Annotated in this window: 23 protein-coding genes; 21 read left to right on the top strand and 2 right to left on the bottom strand. The window is 59.7% G+C overall.

Annotation, left to right across the window (positions count from 1 at the left end; all coding sequences use genetic code 11):
- The first annotated feature begins 112 nt into the window (after positions 1-112).
- From FQ668_RS18565 to FQ668_RS18545, 5 genes are all read left to right on the top strand, one after another.
- Positions 113-424: a hypothetical protein gene (locus FQ668_RS18565; protein WP_012053006.1), complete on the top strand. Its 312-nt coding sequence runs from the start codon at positions 113-115 to the stop codon at positions 422-424.
- Positions 424-693, top strand: coding sequence for a hypothetical protein (locus tag FQ668_RS18560; RefSeq protein WP_012053005.1), 270 nt, complete (start codon positions 424-426; stop codon positions 691-693). The genes FQ668_RS18565 and FQ668_RS18560 overlap by 1 nt, the downstream gene beginning before the upstream one ends.
- Before the next feature lie 95 nt (positions 694-788).
- A complete protein-coding gene (locus tag FQ668_RS18555; RefSeq protein WP_144180506.1) occupies positions 789-1259 on the top strand; it encodes a lysozyme inhibitor LprI family protein in 471 nt (156 codons plus the stop codon).
- Between the two features lie 60 nt (positions 1260-1319).
- Positions 1320-1511, top strand: coding sequence for a hypothetical protein (locus FQ668_RS18550; RefSeq protein ID WP_053867850.1), 192 nt, complete (start codon positions 1320-1322; stop codon positions 1509-1511).
- The gene (locus FQ668_RS18545) at positions 1508-1756 is read left to right on the top strand and encodes a hypothetical protein (RefSeq protein ID WP_144180504.1); all 249 of its coding nucleotides are present in this window, start codon (positions 1508-1510) and stop codon (positions 1754-1756) included. Before FQ668_RS18550 ends, FQ668_RS18545 begins: the two co-directional genes overlap by 4 nt.
- A 31-nt stretch (positions 1757-1787) precedes the next feature.
- On the opposite strand, the gene FQ668_RS18540 is transcribed toward FQ668_RS18545, so the two are convergent.
- Positions 1788-1997: a hypothetical protein gene (locus tag FQ668_RS18540; protein WP_256677217.1), complete on the bottom strand. Its 210-nt coding sequence runs from the start codon at positions 1995-1997 to the stop codon at positions 1788-1790.
- Between the two features lie 74 nt (positions 1998-2071).
- Here FQ668_RS18540 and FQ668_RS18535 point away from each other — a divergent pair, with 74 nt between their 5' ends.
- The 15 genes from FQ668_RS18535 to FQ668_RS18465 all read left to right on the top strand — a co-directional run bounded on the left by FQ668_RS18535 (position 2072) and on the right by FQ668_RS18465 (position 13436).
- The gene (locus FQ668_RS18535) at positions 2072-2671 is read left to right on the top strand and encodes a hypothetical protein (RefSeq protein WP_144180502.1); all 600 of its coding nucleotides are present in this window, start codon (positions 2072-2074) and stop codon (positions 2669-2671) included.
- Between the two features lie 2 nt (positions 2672-2673).
- On the top strand, positions 2674-4161 hold the full coding sequence (locus tag FQ668_RS18530; protein WP_144180500.1) for a terminase: 1488 nt from the start codon (positions 2674-2676) through the stop codon (positions 4159-4161).
- Between the two features lie 8 nt (positions 4162-4169).
- On the top strand, positions 4170-5594 hold the full coding sequence (locus FQ668_RS18525; protein WP_144180498.1) for a DUF4055 domain-containing protein: 1425 nt from the start codon (positions 4170-4172) through the stop codon (positions 5592-5594).
- Positions 5584-6630 carry a phage head morphogenesis protein gene (locus FQ668_RS18520; protein ID WP_144180496.1) on the top strand — a complete coding sequence of 349 codons (1047 nt, stop codon included), beginning with the start codon at positions 5584-5586 and terminating at the stop codon, positions 6628-6630. Before FQ668_RS18525 ends, FQ668_RS18520 begins: the two co-directional genes overlap by 11 nt.
- A 117-nt stretch (positions 6631-6747) precedes the next feature.
- Positions 6748-7458, top strand: coding sequence for a hypothetical protein (locus FQ668_RS18515; RefSeq protein ID WP_144180494.1), 711 nt, complete (start codon positions 6748-6750; stop codon positions 7456-7458).
- Between the two features lie 12 nt (positions 7459-7470).
- Positions 7471-8439 (top strand): major capsid protein, encoded by a 969-nt coding sequence (locus tag FQ668_RS18510; protein WP_012052995.1) that lies wholly within the window; start codon positions 7471-7473, stop codon positions 8437-8439.
- 46 nt (positions 8440-8485) lie between these two features.
- Positions 8486-9079: a hypothetical protein gene (locus FQ668_RS18505; RefSeq protein ID WP_178095715.1), complete on the top strand. Its 594-nt coding sequence runs from the start codon at positions 8486-8488 to the stop codon at positions 9077-9079.
- Positions 9080-9117: 38 nt separating this feature from the next.
- Positions 9118-9510, top strand: coding sequence for a protein singed (locus tag FQ668_RS18500; RefSeq protein WP_144180492.1), 393 nt, complete (start codon positions 9118-9120; stop codon positions 9508-9510).
- Between the two features lie 2 nt (positions 9511-9512).
- Entirely contained in the window at positions 9513-9893 is a 381-nt protein-coding gene (locus FQ668_RS18495; protein WP_144180490.1) for a glutamate 5-kinase, read from the top strand.
- A gap of 2 nt (positions 9894-9895) precedes the next feature.
- Positions 9896-10324, top strand: a complete 429-nt coding sequence (locus FQ668_RS18490; protein WP_144180488.1) for an HK97 gp10 family phage protein — start codon at positions 9896-9898, stop codon at positions 10322-10324.
- Complete coding sequence (locus FQ668_RS18485) at positions 10321-10725, top strand: phage tail terminator-like protein (RefSeq protein WP_144180486.1); 405 nt, start codon at positions 10321-10323, stop codon at positions 10723-10725. Before FQ668_RS18490 ends, FQ668_RS18485 begins: the two co-directional genes overlap by 4 nt.
- A 126-nt stretch (positions 10726-10851) precedes the next feature.
- Complete coding sequence (locus tag FQ668_RS18480; RefSeq protein WP_144180484.1) at positions 10852-11355, top strand: KilA-N domain-containing protein; 504 nt, start codon at positions 10852-10854, stop codon at positions 11353-11355.
- 66 nt (positions 11356-11421) lie between these two features.
- Positions 11422-12591, top strand: coding sequence for a phage tail tube protein (locus FQ668_RS18475; RefSeq protein WP_144180482.1), 1170 nt, complete (start codon positions 11422-11424; stop codon positions 12589-12591).
- Positions 12592-12648: 57 nt separating this feature from the next.
- The gene (locus FQ668_RS18470; RefSeq protein WP_144180480.1) at positions 12649-13089 is read left to right on the top strand and encodes a hypothetical protein; all 441 of its coding nucleotides are present in this window, start codon (positions 12649-12651) and stop codon (positions 13087-13089) included.
- 107 nt (positions 13090-13196) lie between these two features.
- Positions 13197-13436 (top strand): hypothetical protein, encoded by a 240-nt coding sequence (locus FQ668_RS18465; protein WP_144180478.1) that lies wholly within the window; start codon positions 13197-13199, stop codon positions 13434-13436.
- On the opposite strand, the gene FQ668_RS18460 is transcribed toward FQ668_RS18465, so the two are convergent.
- Positions 13433-14149, bottom strand: a complete 717-nt coding sequence (locus FQ668_RS18460; protein ID WP_178095713.1) for a DNA translocase FtsK — start codon at positions 14147-14149, stop codon at positions 13433-13435. The two genes, FQ668_RS18465 and FQ668_RS18460, sit on opposite strands and share 4 nt — an antisense overlap.
- A 124-nt stretch (positions 14150-14273) precedes the next feature.
- Between FQ668_RS18460 and FQ668_RS18455 the strand changes: the two genes are divergently transcribed.
- Positions 14274-14570, top strand: coding sequence for a hypothetical protein (locus FQ668_RS18455; protein WP_144180474.1), 297 nt, complete (start codon positions 14274-14276; stop codon positions 14568-14570).
- The last annotated feature ends 20 nt before the right edge of the window (positions 14571-14590 follow it).

Raw genomic sequence — 14590 nt, 5'->3', positions numbered from 1 at the left:
ATCCTGTCATTCCTGCGCTAGTTGAGGAGTGACACACAAACCCGGCCACCGCGCCGGGTTTTTTATTGCCCGAATAGGCCCTCAAGAGGCCCTGAATTCCCAAGGACAACCAATGGCCGAACCAGCAAGCACGACTGCCGGCGTCCTGCTGGTGAAGTACGGCGTGATTATTGGTGGCTTCGCAGGGGCGATCCTTTCCCTGACGTTCCTGCGAGGACTCACCCGGGGGCAGGCTGTAGCCGCCTTCTTCACCGGCTTCGCATCTGCAATCTTCTGCACCCCGCTCGCCATCAGCTACTTCAACCTCGGTACGAGTGGAGAAACCCAATACGGCGTGGCCTTTCTGATAGGCCTTCTGGCAATGAACATCATCCCGGTGCTGAAGTCGCTCGTGGGGTCGTTCGGAGCCAAAGGAGCTACCTGATGAGCTCGACCCTGATTTCAGTCCTGATAGGCGCCAATGCCTTCCTGAGCGTGCTGGTGGTGATCGCAGCATGCGACTACCTGCGCCGGATTCGGCCAATGGACCACCCGCTACTGGCCGTGGCTTTCTACTTGGTGGCCATCGGCGCGTTTGGCTCCTTCGTCCTGGCCATGAACGGTCACGTGCCCACCCTGTACGGCGTGATCCTCAAGCTGGGGATCGTCCTATATGCGGTCGCCCGGCGCGGGCATGTGTTCCAGCCGGGGTAGCGCGCCACAAAATCGAGGTGCGCCGTTTCGTGGCGCGCATACTCTTTTTGCTGCACCATTCAGTTCCTGAATAGCCACCACAAGGAGTGAGGCACGTGAAAAGTTTGTTTAAGGCGATCTGCATGGGATCAGTGCTAGTGGTCGGTACGGCCCATGCTGATGTTGGCCGGGAGGAATCACTGGATGCCGCAGTGCGCCAGTTCGCGGCAGGTGTGGAGGCCGTATGGCAGCAGTGCCTCAGGAGACCAGACGTGCACACTACGAAAGATAGCGATATGTGTCTGTCTGCGATGGTGCGCTCGAGTAACGAAGCGGTCGAACAGAAGTATCAGGAAAAGATGGTGACAGCTCAGGATATGGCTAAGCATCCTGACGCATTTGCGACCTATGAGACGGTTCCTTCCTTGCTCCAAGATTCTCAGGCGTTGTGGGAGCAATATGTCAAAGCTGATTGCAGCGGAATAGGCGCCGAGAGTGCAGCTGGCACCGCGCGCGCTTCGTATGCCCTATTATGCAAATACAAGCACGCGCTTCATCGCCTGCGCGCACTGGATGAATGGTTATAGAACCCTTGATCTTCCGCCCTTCAATCTTCGGTTGTTAGTGGCGTTCTTCTTGGAGAAGTCATGAGCAACATCATTCGTATTCGCCATGAACTGCCAGTGAGCACGGAAATCGTGCTTGCGGTGGCAGAGTTCGATGCCACCTTGGTGAAAGCGATTGATGCCGCCAAAGAAGCGGGGCTGCCACAGGGTTTGCTGGTTGGACTGCTACATGGCCATGCCCACGCCGAGACGCACAAGATGGTGGTCGAATGAAGGTGGTCGAGTTCCAGCGCGAAAATTGGCGCGATGCATCCAAGACTCTGCGCAAGATCGCGGATCAGCTGGATAGCGGCGAGCTTCCGGTTTGCAGCATCGGTGTGATGGCCATGCGCGACCCATCCGGCCAGGTGAATCTCTTCGCCTTCGGACCGGTTGCCGACGACTTGCAGTCCTTGGCCATGTTCAGGCTTGCGGAGCAGAAACTGATTGATGTACTGCTGGATATCGGGGAAGGGTAGGTGTGCCGCGGGCGAGTGCGGCACTGATGTATCACTTCAATTTCAAGGCGTCTTGAATCTGGTCTGCGTATGCCGAAAGGCTTCCGAATTCGACGCTTAGCTTTGTGGCATCTGCGCCGGAAGCCTTAGCGCAGATAACCTCAAGCGCGGCTGCAACGGCTAGTGCCCGCTTTTGTTCGTCTGGTAGTGCGCTATAGCGATGTCCACCAAGTTCAGTAAGTTTATCAATTGCAATTGCCACAGCTCGTTCCTTCTATTGGTTGATCCTTACCAATACCGGCAAAGCGCCACCATTTCAAGTATCAGGATCTATCCATGACCACCAAGCAACCCGACTGGGAGGCGATCGAACGAGCCTACCGGGCCGGGGCGCTTTCCATCCGTACCATCGCTGACCGCAACGGGGTGAGCGACACCGCCATCCGGAAAAAGGCCAAGGCCCTGGGCTGGGAGCGGGACCTGTCCGAGCAGGTGCGCAAGGAGGTTCGCAACAAGCTGGTTCGCGGCGAGGTTCGCGAAGACCAATGCGCGAACCCTGAGCGTGACGCCGAGATCATCGAGGAGGCGGCAGAAGAGGGCGCGACGGTTGTTCGCAGCCACCGCCGCGACATTCGTAAAGCCGCGAACCTTGCGAACCTGCTGATGGATGATCTGCTGACCACCATCAAGCATCGCGAAGAGATCGAAGACGAGATCGAGCGTGATACTGCTGATGATCAGAGCGGTTTCCGCCGTAGTGCGATGCTGGGGGCAGTGAGCCTGCCCAGCAATGCCAAAACCCTTTTCCAGCTGTCCTCGGCCATGAAGAATCTGCAGGTGCTCGAACGCACCGCATTCGGCCTGGACGACAAGGAGCAGTCGAAAGACGCCGACGAACTGTCGCAGCTGATGGATGAATTATCGAAGGATGCCTGACCATGAAGCCCGAGCACATGAAACTGCTCCGGGATCGGTTCTGGCGGCTGAACAACCTGTACTTCATCACGGACAAGCAGGGTAAGAAGGTCCGCTTCCGCATGACGCAGGAGCAGGTCGATTACTTCCAGGGGATGCACACCCGCAACATCATCCTCAAGGCCCGGCAGCTGGGCTTCACCACGCTGGTGTGTATCGTCCAGCTGGATGCCGCGTTGTTCGAGGCCGCCAAGTGCGCCCTAATCGCCCATACCCTGAACGATGCCAAGCGCCTATTTCGCGAGAAGATCAAGTATGCGTACGACCACCTTCCCAAGGAGATACGCGCCGCTAACCCTGCTCGCAACGATGCTGCTGGTGAGCTTGTGTTCAGCAAAGGCGGATCGCTCTACGTGTCCACATCCTTTCGGGGCGGGACTCTACGGTATCTGCACGTATCCGAGTTCGGGAAGATCTGCGCCAAGTTTCCGCACAAGGCGCGGGAGATCGTCACCGGTGCATTCGAGGCCGTGGCCGCTGAGTGCTTCGTCACCATCGAGTCGACGGCAGAAGGCCGGGCCGGGTACTTCTTCGACTACAGCCAGTCTGCCGAGAAGCAGCAACTGTCCGGCGTGCCCCTTGGCCTACTCGACTGGAAGTTCTTCTTCTTCAGCTGGTGGCGGAACCCGCTCTACTGGCTGGACCCGACCGATGTCGTCATCCCTGACCGGCTGACCAAGTACTTCGACGACCTGACCGCAAAGCACGGGATCGTCACCAATCCAGGCCAGCGCGCCTGGTACAGCGCCAAGGAAAAGACCCTCGGCGACGACATGAAGCGTGAGTACCCGTCGATACCTGCCGAGGCATTCCAGCAGACGATCGAGGGCGCCTACTACGCCAAGCAGTTCACCAAGCTCTACGCCGCCCAGCGCATCGGCAAGCTTCCAGACAACAGCCACCTACCGGTGCACACGTTCTGGGACATTGGCGTGGGCGACTCAACGGCCATATGGTTCGTCCGGATCGTCGGCGAGGAGTACCACGTTGTCGATTTCTACCAGAACAGCGGCGAGGGCCTGCGGCACTACATGAAGGTGCTCAAGGATCGCGGCTACGAGTACGGCGAGCACTGGGGCCCCCACGACATCGACAACCGCGAATTTGGTAGCGACGGCAAGACCAGGCGCGAACTCGCACGAGAGGGCTACGAGATCGACGGCCAGCGCTATTCGCTGACCTTCCAGGTGGTACCGAAGCTCGGCGTGGATGAAGGTATCGAGCAGACCCGGGAAATCCTAGCGAACTGCGCTTTCGACGAAGCCAAGTGTGAGGAAGGCATCACCGCCCTGGAGAGCTATCGCAAGGAATGGGACGACAAGCGAGGCTGCTGGAAAGACAAGCCGCTCCATGACTGGTCGTCCCACCCGGCCGACGCCTTCCGCTATTTCGCCGTGGCCAAGACCAAGCGATCCGTGGTCAAGCACGTACCAATCACGTTCACTTTCTGAGGCCACCCATGCCGAACTTCATTCCCCGGGCAGAGTACTCGGAGGCCTTGCCCGGCTGGCAGCTGGTCAAGCGCTGCGTGGCCGGCGCCCGAGAGGTGCGCAAGCACGATGAATACCTGCCGATGCCGGACCCAGAGAACAAGTCTGCGGAGAATCTGGCGCGGTACAAGCAGTACAAGAAGCGGGCGATGTTCCTGAACATCACCGGGCGCACCCGTACCGGCCTACTGGGCGCAGTGTTCCGCAAGACAGCCGAGTTGCAACTGCCCGCCGGCGTGGAGTACCTGAAAGAGAACGCCAGCGGCGACGGTACGAGCCTGGAGCAGCTTTCCAAGCGTTCCGTTGGCGAGTGCCTGGACACAGGGCGGGGCGGCTTTCTGGTGGACTTCCCGTCAGTTGAAGGCGTGTCCTCCATGGCCGACATGCAGGGGCGTCGGGCGCTGATCCATCACTACGGCGCGACCTCGATCATCGACTGGGAAGAGCAGGTCATTGATGGCGTGCTGCGCCTGGTCTACGTCTGCCTGCTTGAATGCGTGTCCGAGTTCAGCCAGGAAAACCTCGATCGCACCAAGGACACCCAGTACCGGGTTCTGCTGCTGATTGACGGCAAGTACGTCCAGCGCGTGTACGGGAAGGATGGCAAGACCTATACCGAAACTCAGCCGCTCGACAAGAACGGCCAGCCATTCGACCACATCCTGTTCAGCTTCTACGGGGCCGAGGACAACGACGCGAGCGTCGACAAGTCGCCACTGGAAGACCTGGCCGATGTGAACATCCTGCACTACGGCAACAGTGCCACTGTGGAGGAAAGCGGTTTCATCAGCAGCCAGCCGACGCTGTTCATCACCACGGATATCAGCGCCGACGAGTTCGCCAAGGTGAACCCGAACGGCATGCACATCGGATCGACCCGGGGCTACAACCTCGGCAAGTCCGGTGATGCGAAGCTTGTCCAGGCCAGCGAGAGCCAGCTGTCTCGCACGCTGATGAAGGACAAGGAAGAGCAGATGCTGATGATCGGCGCCCGTATCGTTCAGAAGGCGGGCGGCGCTGAGACGGCAGAGGCCGTGCGCATCCGCTACAGTTCGGACAACAGCGTTTTGGGCACCATCGCCGGCAACGTATCCGAGGCCCTGAAACGGGCCATCCTCGACGCCGAACGATTCATGATGGGCGAGCCGGACGAGGAAGGGACTGTGTTCTGGCTCAACCAATCGTTCTTCGACGAGACGATGACCGCCCAGGACATCCTCGCGCAGGTCCAGCTGTGGCAGCAGGGCCTGATTGCGAAGTCCGACCTGCGCACCAACCTGCGCCAGGGCGGCGTGCTTGAGGCTGACCGCACCGATGAGCTGATCGACGATGAGCTTGCCGAGCAGGCGCCTGTGACCGGCAACGACACCGGAGATGGTGGCGATGAGCAGTGACGGCTATCTGTCCGATACAGCGACTCGTCACCAGGTGCACGTGCAGCGATACGCCGGAGGTAGCCTCAAGCGCCTGGCCAAGTTCATCACCAAGGCCATCAGCACCGCCAAATCTCGCGTATCAGAAGGTTTGAGCCGATACGGCACTCAACGTTACGAGAAGCAGATCCAAGAGCTACAGGGCGAGCTGGCGGGCGTTTACGGTGAGATGAAGCAGCAGGCGGTGCTCGACCTGACCGAATTCGGTGGCTATGAGGCTGAGTTCAACATGACTCTGCTGGGTAAGGTCGTGAAGACGGTCGTCCAGCTGAACAGGCCGAGCATCGAGCAGATCGCCGCAGCAGCGCTTGCTGACCCTCTCGACCTGGAGGTCGGCAAGGGCCGCCAGCGCATCAGCATCAACGGCGCGCTCGACCAGTACGGCACCAAGAAGAGCGCTGAGATCATCAGCGAGATTCGGATGGGGTCTGCGCTGGGTGAGACGTCCGGCCAGATCAGTCGTCGGCTGACGTCACTTGGCGTCCAGCAGCGCGGTCAGGCACAGGCCCTGGTCAACACCATGACCAACCACATCGCCACCACAGCGCGCGTGGAAGTGCTCAAGGATAACGACGACATCCTCAAGGGGATGCGCCGGATCGCCACCCTGGACAGCCGCACCACGCTGTTCTGCATGAGCATCGACCAGACGATCATCCCGCTGGATGGGCCTAAGCCTCCGTATCACTGGCGGTGCCGGACCACGGTCATCCCGGTGCTGAAAGACGAGTTCGCCCGGGAAATCCCTGGCTCAACCAGGCCTTCTGTCGGCCCTGATGGTGCCGAGCAGGTTAACAGCAAGACCAGTTACGCCGAATGGCTTGCACGGCAGCCTGCAGCGTTCCAAAAGGACGTGCTCGGGCCTGCGCGTTACGAACTGTTCAGCAAGGGCGAGTTGTCCATCGACCGGTTCGTCGACGACGACGGCAAGACCCTGACCCTCAAGCAGCTGCGCGAGCGTGAGCCGATGGCTTTCGAGCGGGCCGGCCTGAACTGATCCGCGCCACAAAACACAGCGCCTCTATTTCGTGGCGCGCAATTTCCAAGCCCTGGCTGAGCCGGGGCTTTTTTGTACCCGCAGGCAGGGCCTGCTCAACGTCTCTGGGAGACAGCAATGACCTTGAAATTCCAACTGGACAGCCTTGAAGGCGTCGATGAATCGGTAGCAGCCCTGTACGTCGAGAAGGACGGCAAGTTCGTCCTGGGCATCGAGGGCCTGCCGCAACAGGAAGACGTTTCCGGCCTGAAGTCGAAGGTCCAGGAACTGCTCGACGAGAAGAAAGCGGCCGACAAGGCCCGCAAGGACGCCGAAGAGCAGGCGCGCCTGGAGCGCGAAGAAGCCCTGCGCAAGTCTGGCAACGTCGAAGAGCTCGAAAAGTCCTGGTCCGAGAAGTACAACCGCCGCGAAGCTGAGCTGAGTTCGGCGCTGGAAAACGAGCGTAACACCCTGCAAAGCCAGATCCGGGATCTGACTGTAGGGCGTACTGCCACCGAGATCGCGACCGCGCTGGCTGTACCAGGCAGCGCCAAGGCATTGCTTCCCCATATCGAACGCCGGCTGAGCGTAGAGCAGCGCGACGGTAAACCAACCGTCGTCGTGCTGGACGCCGCAGGCAAGCTCTCAGCGGCAACGCTGGACGAGCTGAAAGCAGAATTCACCAACGATCCGGCCTTCGGTCCGCTGATCGCTGGGAGCAAGGCATCTGGCGGCGGGGCCGGAGGTGCTGGAAAGGGCGGCGGGGCCGCAAAAGGAAACATCGGCGGCACCAAAGAGGAACGCACGGCGGCGATCGCTGGCCGGTTCCCAGACCTCCCACTGAAATAAGGAAAAACACCCATGTCCCTGACCCAAATGCAGGTCTTCAACGAGTACATCATGCCAGCGACTATCGAGACGCTGGATCAGATGCTCGTGGCGTTCAACGCCGCCAGCCGCGGCGCCATCGTGCTGTCCCCGGACGGATTCACCGGCGACTTCCTCCAAGAGTCGTTCTTCCAGACCCTGGCCGCTGCCCAGCGCCGCGTTGATCGCTACGCCGCCAACGGCACCGCGCCGATCACCGACCTGACCGAGCTCAAAAACTCCTCGGTGAAAGTAGCTGGCGGCTTCGGCCCAGTTCGCTACGAGCCGTCGCAGATGACCTGGCTGGAGCGCCCGACCGCCCAAGGCATCGAGGTCGCCTCCCGCGCGTTCGCTGAGATCCTGCTGAAGGACCAGTTGAACACCGCCATCGCCGCCCTGGTCGCCGCGATCACTGCCCAGGCCGCTGCAGTCAACGACGTGTCGGCCACTGCGGGTATCACTCAGGTCGGACTCAACAACGCCCACGCCAAGTTCGGGGATGCCAGCCAGAACCTGGTCACCCAGGTGATGCAAGGCACCACCTACCACAAGCTGATCGGCCAGGCCCTGACCAATGCCGAGCAGCTGTTCCAGGCCGGTAACGTCCGCGTTGTCGATATCCTTGGCAAGGTTTCGGTGGTCACCGATGCCCCGGCGCTGATGCAAACCGGCACGCCCAACAAGGAGATCATCCTCTCCCTGGTACAAGGCGCGGCACTGGTGCATGACGGCCGAGACATGATCAGCAACGTCCAGACCAACAACGGCAAGGAGCGGATCGAGACCACGCTGCAGGTTGACTACACCTTCGGCCTTGGTCTGCGCGGCTACACCTGGGATACAACTGCCGGCGGCAAGTCCCCGACCGATGCCGAGATCGCCACCGGCACCAACTGGGACAAGACCGCCACCAGCATCAAGCACACCGCCGGTGTGGCTCTGATCGGTGACGCCTCCAAGTAACCTGATGGCGGGCCGGGCTTCGGCCTGGCCCGTTGAGGACATGATCATGAGCAAAAACAATATCTGGTACCTGCCGGGCCCGTTCCACCAGTACCAGGAAGACATCAAAGCGCTGGCCAAGGAAAACGGCCTGGTCATCGTGGATGCCAACTCGTCCGAGAGCCGGCGTGGAGAGGCCAAGTTCGTGCCCGAGGTGACCATTCGCCCCGAACTGACCCAAGTAGCCGTTCTGGTTGAGCCCGGCGCGCTGAGCCAGGAAGCTGTCGATCGCCTGAAGGCTGAGCTCGCATCCATCGGGGTGATCGTTGAATCGTTCGCCGTTCAGAACCTGGATCGTCCGGTGGGCGAGTTAGGTGAAACCGCATCACGCCTGTTCGAAGTGCTTGAGGCGGTGAACGCCGGAATCTCCAGTCTGCAGCGCGAGCGCGACGGTGAAGTTGAAAGGGCAGATCGCCTGCAGAAGCAAGTGGATGACCTGCTGGCCCAAGCAGCCAAGCGTGAGCTAGAGACCGAAGAAGACCGCGAGGCCAAAGAGGTCGCTGAGCTCAAGGCCAAGCTGGACGCTGCTGGCGTCACCTATCGCGCCAACGCCTCGAAAGAGTCGCTACAGAAGCAGGTCGCCGAACTCGATCAGCAGTAATTCCGGGGCCTTGGCTCCACTCATTAAGCGGAGGCCTGATGGCTACCTACATCACCGTGGCCGACGTGGATGGCATCCTCGGGGCTGGCTGGGCAGCTGGCGACCTCAAGCAAGAGGCGGTGTTCGAGGCGAATGCCTACCTGACCGCGCTCAACCTGGTCGGCATCGACATGGACGACATTCCTAACGACGTGAAAGAGGCTGGCGCCCGGCTGGCCAAATGCGCGTCTCAAGGGAAGCTGTACCAGCAGCAGACCGAAGGATCGCTTGAGGCGAAGACCGTCAAGGCTGGGTCGGTATCGACCAGCAAGACCTTCGGCTCGATCGACAAGACCAGCACTATCGCCCAGCCAGCCTGTGTGCAGCTGGCACTTGCCCTGCTGACGCCATGGCGCAGCAACCCATTCGCCTTTGCTGTGAAAAGGGGGTAGCCATGGGTCTACGTGACGAAATCCAGGCAGACCTGGCAGAGGCCTTCGACGAAGACCTGGCCGACGCGGTATCGACGTTCACTGGCACCTACATGGGGCCTGGCGTCTGGGACCCGGTCAGCGAGACCACCACGGCCCAGCCCGTGACCTACACCGGGCGCGGAGTGCTCGACAGCTACGACAGCCGGCGCATCGACAACATCAACATTTTGGTGGGCGATGTGCTGTTGATCTGTCTGGCCAGCGAGGTCACCGACAAACCGGAAGTCGGCCACGAAATCACCGCCAACGACCTGATCACGGGCGAGCCTGTGAAATACCGCATCGTCAGCCCAGGCATTGACCCGGCCAAGGCCCACTACGAGATCCAGCTGAGGAAGTAACCATGGCCAGGGGAAGAGGTTGGAGCACGCCACCAAGCGCATTTGCTGGGGTGGTGGAAGATGCGCTCACTCAGCGCTCCAGGGCCATAGCCATGGCAATGCTTGGCGAGATCGTGTTGCGCTCTCCGGTCGGTAACCCTGATCTATGGAAAAGCCCACCGCCCCCTGGTTACTCCGGCGGGAGATTCAGGGGAAGCCACATTGTCAGCATTGGCAGTCCCGTTTACACGCAGACGAACAAAATTGACAAGGTCGGAGCAGAAACAATCGCAGAAGGGCAACGGCAGCTTTCAGGCCTAGAGCCCTTCACGGTCATTTACATCCAGACAAACTTGCCTTATGCCGAAAAGCTTGAGGATGGTCATTCGACCCAGGCGCCTGGCGGTATCTATGCAGTGTCCTTCAACGGCGTATCGCAGGCCTACTCATGACCTTTGAACAGATCCGCGCCATTGTCATCGGCCGCATGCAGCAGTGGGCCGGAATCCCCGCAGACGCCGTCGATTACCCGAATCCGCCAAAGCCATTCAATCCGGCCGGGCGCGCCATCTGGGCTCGGCTGGCCGATGTTCCCGGCTTGAGCAGCACGCCAGAAGTTGGTATCGGCCCATGCGTGCGCCAGACCGGCATCGTAGTGATTCAGCTATTCGTGCCGAGCTACAGCGGCACCCTGGCCATTACCCGGGCAGTCGACACGCTGGTCACCCAGTTCCAGTACTACAGCGCGCCAGAAGGCCCGTTCGACTTCTTCGAGGCCTCGCCGCAAGCCGTCGGCGACGAAGGTAGCGGCTGGTACCAAGTCAACGTACGGGTTCCATACCGGGCCTACTGAGCCCGCCGATTTCTGCCGCAAGGCAACCAAACACGCAGCCTAGGCCCGTACAGCCGAACGGTGGATGTTCGTTCATCCGTCCGCCCCGGCTGCGTTTCTATTCGCCTGATGAACGAGGTGTCACAGATGATCGAGAGCAACGTCATTCCGTTTCACTACCAAGGCCAGGCTGTTCGCTTCAATAGCGATGGCTGGATCAATGCCACTGATGTAGCCAAGCGATTCGGTAAACGCCCGGTCGATTGGCTGAAGCAGGACGAAACCAAGCAGTACATGGGTGTTTTAGCCGAAGCGCTTAATTGTGATCCTGAGTCACTTTTAGAAACTCGCCGCGGGCGCTACCAGAGCGGCACCTGGCTGCACCCTAAGCTGGGAGTGGCCTTTGCTCGATGGCTGGATTTGAAGTTTGCCGTCTGGGCCGACCTACACATTGATGCCCTGCTGCGCGGCGAGTTGAACGAAAAGCAGCAATTTGACCGCGCCTGCCGTGCTCTGGACGACGCGAAGGCCGTTGCAAGCCTGAGCGGTCGTGAGCTGGCCCGCTGGCGCAACAAGAAGTCAGGCCTGGAACACCAGGTCGAATACTGGCGCGACCAGTTGCAAATGACACTCGGGCTCGACGCGGCCTGATCAGAGCCCGACCAATGCACCGCCACATGGCGGTTTTTTTACGCCTACTCATAGGAGAAACACCCCATGTCGAGCGGTGCAAAAGTACAGCTTGCCTCCATCAAAGAGGTGACGCCAGGCGTAACGCCGGCCGGTGACTGGAAGGTGCTGACCCGCATCAGCAACGGCCTGATGCCGACCTTCAACTCGGAAGAGAACAACGAAATCGGCTTCACCCGCATGTCTCAGGGTACTGCCCAAACCACCGTGGACGTGGGCGGCGATATCGAAACCAAATGGCGCTTTGGCGCACTGGACGATTTCATGGCCTCCTGCTTCGGCAAGGACTGGGCCGGCAACGTCCTGACCATGGGCGACGACCGCATCACCTTCTCGATCGCATCCTACGCGACCGATATCGGTGTCTCGGCCATTGCTCGTGGCGTGCAAGTCGCAAACATGAACTTCGATTTCCCAGGCGACAACGAAGTCACGGTCACCATGACCATGGCGGCGCGCTCCTGGGATGACAAGGGCGACAACACGTCGTTCATCGTCAACGCCCAGCCCGAGTCCAGCCAGCGGCGGTTCAGCTTCAAAGACATCAGCGGCCTGCGTATCAACGGGGTCCAGGTTGGCGAGGGCAACGCCTGCGTCGACAGCTTCAACCTGCAGTTCGACAACAACGTGCAGACCCAGCGCTGCATCGGCAATGGCAACCCGTACCCGGGCAACATCATTGCCACCACCTTCACCCCGTCTGGCGCGATCACCATCAGCTGGTCGAAGATGGCCTACGAGCTGTGGAAGGCCCAGAAGGGCAACGACGCGATCAGCTTGGAGTTCACTATCGGCAACGCCGACGGCGGCTACCAGTTCCTGATCCCCGAGATGGAAGTTACCGCTGACTGGCCTGATGGCGGATCGACCGACATCATCCAGGTCGAACTGAACTACACCGCCCGCCGTGTTGCTCCGACCATCACCCGTCTGCCGGCGCCGATCGTTGTGGCTGCCGTGGACGTCACTCCGGCCACTCTGAGCCTGGAAGTAGGTGATACCGGCGACCTCGAAGTCGTGGTCACCCCGGCCGGTGCCAGCCAGCAGGTCACCTGGACCAGTTCCGCCCCGACCATCGCCAGCGTGAGCGAGACCGGCCTGGTCACCGCTCTGGCAGTCGGCACCGCCACTATCACGGCCACCAGCGTCGCAGACGGCACCAAGACCGATACCTGCGCTGTAACCGTCACCGCTTAACCCTTTGCCCGGCGCGCCCTGCGGTGTGCGTCGGGCCTTTTACCGCAGAGGAATACCATGGGCATCACCATCAAGAAGCCTGAGCTGGATTTCGAGGGTCAGCGCTGGGTTGACTTTGCGCCAGGTGCGAAGCTGCTTGTAGCTTCCTTCGGTAATCCGATGTTCAAGTCACACAAGGCAATCATCCAGCGCCATTTGGACTCCATCGATCTCCAGACCAAGGCAGGGACCAAGGACTTCAGCCTGGACGCGGTGGCGGAGGTCGAGATCGAATCTGGCGATGACCTGTACTTTGAGTTGGCAGCGCGCCACCTGATCAAGGACTGGCAGGGCGTGGACGTTGCAGATAACCCTGGAGTCCCGGCCCAATACACGCCAAAGCTTGGCGTTGAACTGCTCAAGATGATGCCTGATGTTTACTGGATTGTTGTCCGGGCTGCCTTGGACATCATGACCAGGGCCAAGGAGCGGGCAGCAGAAACAGCGGAAAAGCAGTAGCGGCATATCGCTGGGGTCGGGACTGGGCCGGGCCCGAGAACGAAAAGAAGCGCTGGAAGCATGAGCGCCTTGGCCTCAAGGCTCAGGAGCCGCCAGAGATCGACGGCGTGGTTGCCGAGATCCTTGAGGCCTACGGCCACATAGGCAGATCGCGACAGTACGTCGGAATGATGGGGGCCCCGGCACCGATTGCGCCGGCCGCCATCGCCGAATACCTCGACCGCTACCCCTCAGTGATATGCCGCGAAGAGTTCGACGCCGCCATCTTCGCTTTGGACGAAGACTTTCGCCGGACCTGGAATGATACTCAAGCTCAAGAGCGGAAGCGCGAAGGCAAAGGCCGCTAGATAACTTTTGCTATGAATCGAGTCATGCCGCCATGAGCTTCGATAAACGCCGCATAGCAATGTCCGTCTGAGCCCGTTAACTGCCCGATAGATTTGATCATCTCGGCATTCACGTGCGCTGGCAGCTCGCTTTCAGCTGCGGCCCTGACTTGCACTAAAAAATCAATGTAATCATTAATCGCGAAGTCAAGCTGGCCAATGTCGGTATAGGTGAAAAAATCTGAAACTTGTCCGCTCTTGTTCGATGGAACCCAGCGACCATTCCTCGTAGCGAGCTCGTCGAACACTGGATCGCTCATGTAGCATTTCCTTCCGGCAAGCAAGAGGTCGGAATGCGGCGTCGTAATGCGAGGGTATGGGACGAAGTAAAACTCGCGGTCAAATGGATCGTCAGCATCAGGGCGATGGCCATTAGCCGGCAGTGTACGGGTTATTTTGTCTCGCTCTTCATCTTTCAATACCCTGCGGGCGCCAGCGGAATCCAAGGAGGTGATGATGTTGTCTCGCTCCATGGCATCAATCAGCTTGCTGGCTCTAAGGAAGCCTATGCGGAACTCTTTCTGAACGAAAGAAACGGAGCAATTTCCAGATTCCATGACTCGAGCTACGGCACCTGGATACAGGTCGTCATCATTTTCGGACAGGATCGGGCTTGACGCGTTATCTTGCTTGCGCCCAGATTTTCCGCCGAACAGACTGCTCCACCATGACATGGCCATTCCTTCTGATGGTTGACGAGAGGGACATCTTGAAGCTTGCCGTGATGAATCGTCACGTTTTGTTTTTTGACTACATGCTGATGATGGTAAATTGCAGACCTCATACAGGAGGGATGCCATGGAGATTGTGATCGTTTGGCTGGCAGTAGCCGCAATCACGGCTTATTTCGCCAAGCAGAAAGGGCGCAGCGCTGGCGCATGGTTTGCGCTTGGGTTTATGTTCTCGATTTTTGCTCTGATTGCTATCTGGCTGGTGAATCCGGTCGGTGTTGATGACGCCAAAAGCATAGAGATCGCGAAGAAATTCGGGTCATCTGCCAGCTATCGAAAATGCCCTTACTGCGCCGAGGTAGTCCAGCGAGAGGCTATCAAGTGCAAACACTGCTCATCGGACCTAGAGCCGGTCGTAGACTGAGCAGACATTCAACCGAAGCC

Origin of the sequence: Pseudomonas sp. Kh14, assembly GCF_900291005.1 — a bacterium.
Lineage (GTDB): Bacteria > Pseudomonadota > Gammaproteobacteria > Pseudomonadales > Pseudomonadaceae > Aquipseudomonas > Aquipseudomonas alloputida.
The sequence above is the reverse complement of the archived record's forward strand: the minus strand, read 5'-3'. Positions and strand labels throughout refer to the sequence as shown.

Bases quoted from the DNA above. Each gene is read 5' to 3' on its own strand.
- FQ668_RS18565 (WP_012053006.1), top strand. From the start codon at position 113: ATGGCCGAACCAGCAAGCACGACTGCCGGCGTCCTGCTGGTGAAGTAC.
- FQ668_RS18560 (WP_012053005.1), top strand. From the start codon at position 424: ATGAGCTCGACCCTGATTTCAGTCCTGATAGGCGCCAATGCCTTCCTG.
- FQ668_RS18550 (WP_053867850.1), top strand. From the start codon at position 1,320: ATGAGCAACATCATTCGTATTCGCCATGAACTGCCAGTGAGCACGGAA.
- FQ668_RS18545 (WP_144180504.1), top strand. From the start codon at position 1,508: ATGAAGGTGGTCGAGTTCCAGCGCGAAAATTGGCGCGATGCATCCAAG.
- FQ668_RS18535 (WP_144180502.1), top strand. From the start codon at position 2,072: ATGACCACCAAGCAACCCGACTGGGAGGCGATCGAACGAGCCTACCGG.
- FQ668_RS18530 (WP_144180500.1), top strand. From the start codon at position 2,674: ATGAAGCCCGAGCACATGAAACTGCTCCGGGATCGGTTCTGGCGGCTG.
- FQ668_RS18525 (WP_144180498.1), top strand. From the start codon at position 4,170: ATGCCGAACTTCATTCCCCGGGCAGAGTACTCGGAGGCCTTGCCCGGC.
- FQ668_RS18520 (WP_144180496.1), top strand. From the start codon at position 5,584: ATGAGCAGTGACGGCTATCTGTCCGATACAGCGACTCGTCACCAGGTG.
- FQ668_RS18515 (WP_144180494.1), top strand. From the start codon at position 6,748: ATGACCTTGAAATTCCAACTGGACAGCCTTGAAGGCGTCGATGAATCG.
- FQ668_RS18510 (WP_012052995.1), top strand. From the start codon at position 7,471: ATGTCCCTGACCCAAATGCAGGTCTTCAACGAGTACATCATGCCAGCG.
- FQ668_RS18505 (WP_178095715.1), top strand. From the start codon at position 8,486: ATGAGCAAAAACAATATCTGGTACCTGCCGGGCCCGTTCCACCAGTAC.
- FQ668_RS18500 (WP_144180492.1), top strand. From the start codon at position 9,118: ATGGCTACCTACATCACCGTGGCCGACGTGGATGGCATCCTCGGGGCT.
- FQ668_RS18495 (WP_144180490.1), top strand. From the start codon at position 9,513: ATGGGTCTACGTGACGAAATCCAGGCAGACCTGGCAGAGGCCTTCGAC.
- FQ668_RS18490 (WP_144180488.1), top strand. From the start codon at position 9,896: ATGGCCAGGGGAAGAGGTTGGAGCACGCCACCAAGCGCATTTGCTGGG.
- FQ668_RS18485 (WP_144180486.1), top strand. From the start codon at position 10,321: ATGACCTTTGAACAGATCCGCGCCATTGTCATCGGCCGCATGCAGCAG.
- FQ668_RS18480 (WP_144180484.1), top strand. From the start codon at position 10,852: ATGATCGAGAGCAACGTCATTCCGTTTCACTACCAAGGCCAGGCTGTT.
- FQ668_RS18475 (WP_144180482.1), top strand. From the start codon at position 11,422: ATGTCGAGCGGTGCAAAAGTACAGCTTGCCTCCATCAAAGAGGTGACG.
- FQ668_RS18470 (WP_144180480.1), top strand. From the start codon at position 12,649: ATGGGCATCACCATCAAGAAGCCTGAGCTGGATTTCGAGGGTCAGCGC.
- FQ668_RS18460 (WP_178095713.1), bottom strand. From the start codon at position 14,149: ATGTCATGGTGGAGCAGTCTGTTCGGCGGAAAATCTGGGCGCAAGCAA.
- FQ668_RS18455 (WP_144180474.1), top strand. From the start codon at position 14,274: ATGGAGATTGTGATCGTTTGGCTGGCAGTAGCCGCAATCACGGCTTAT.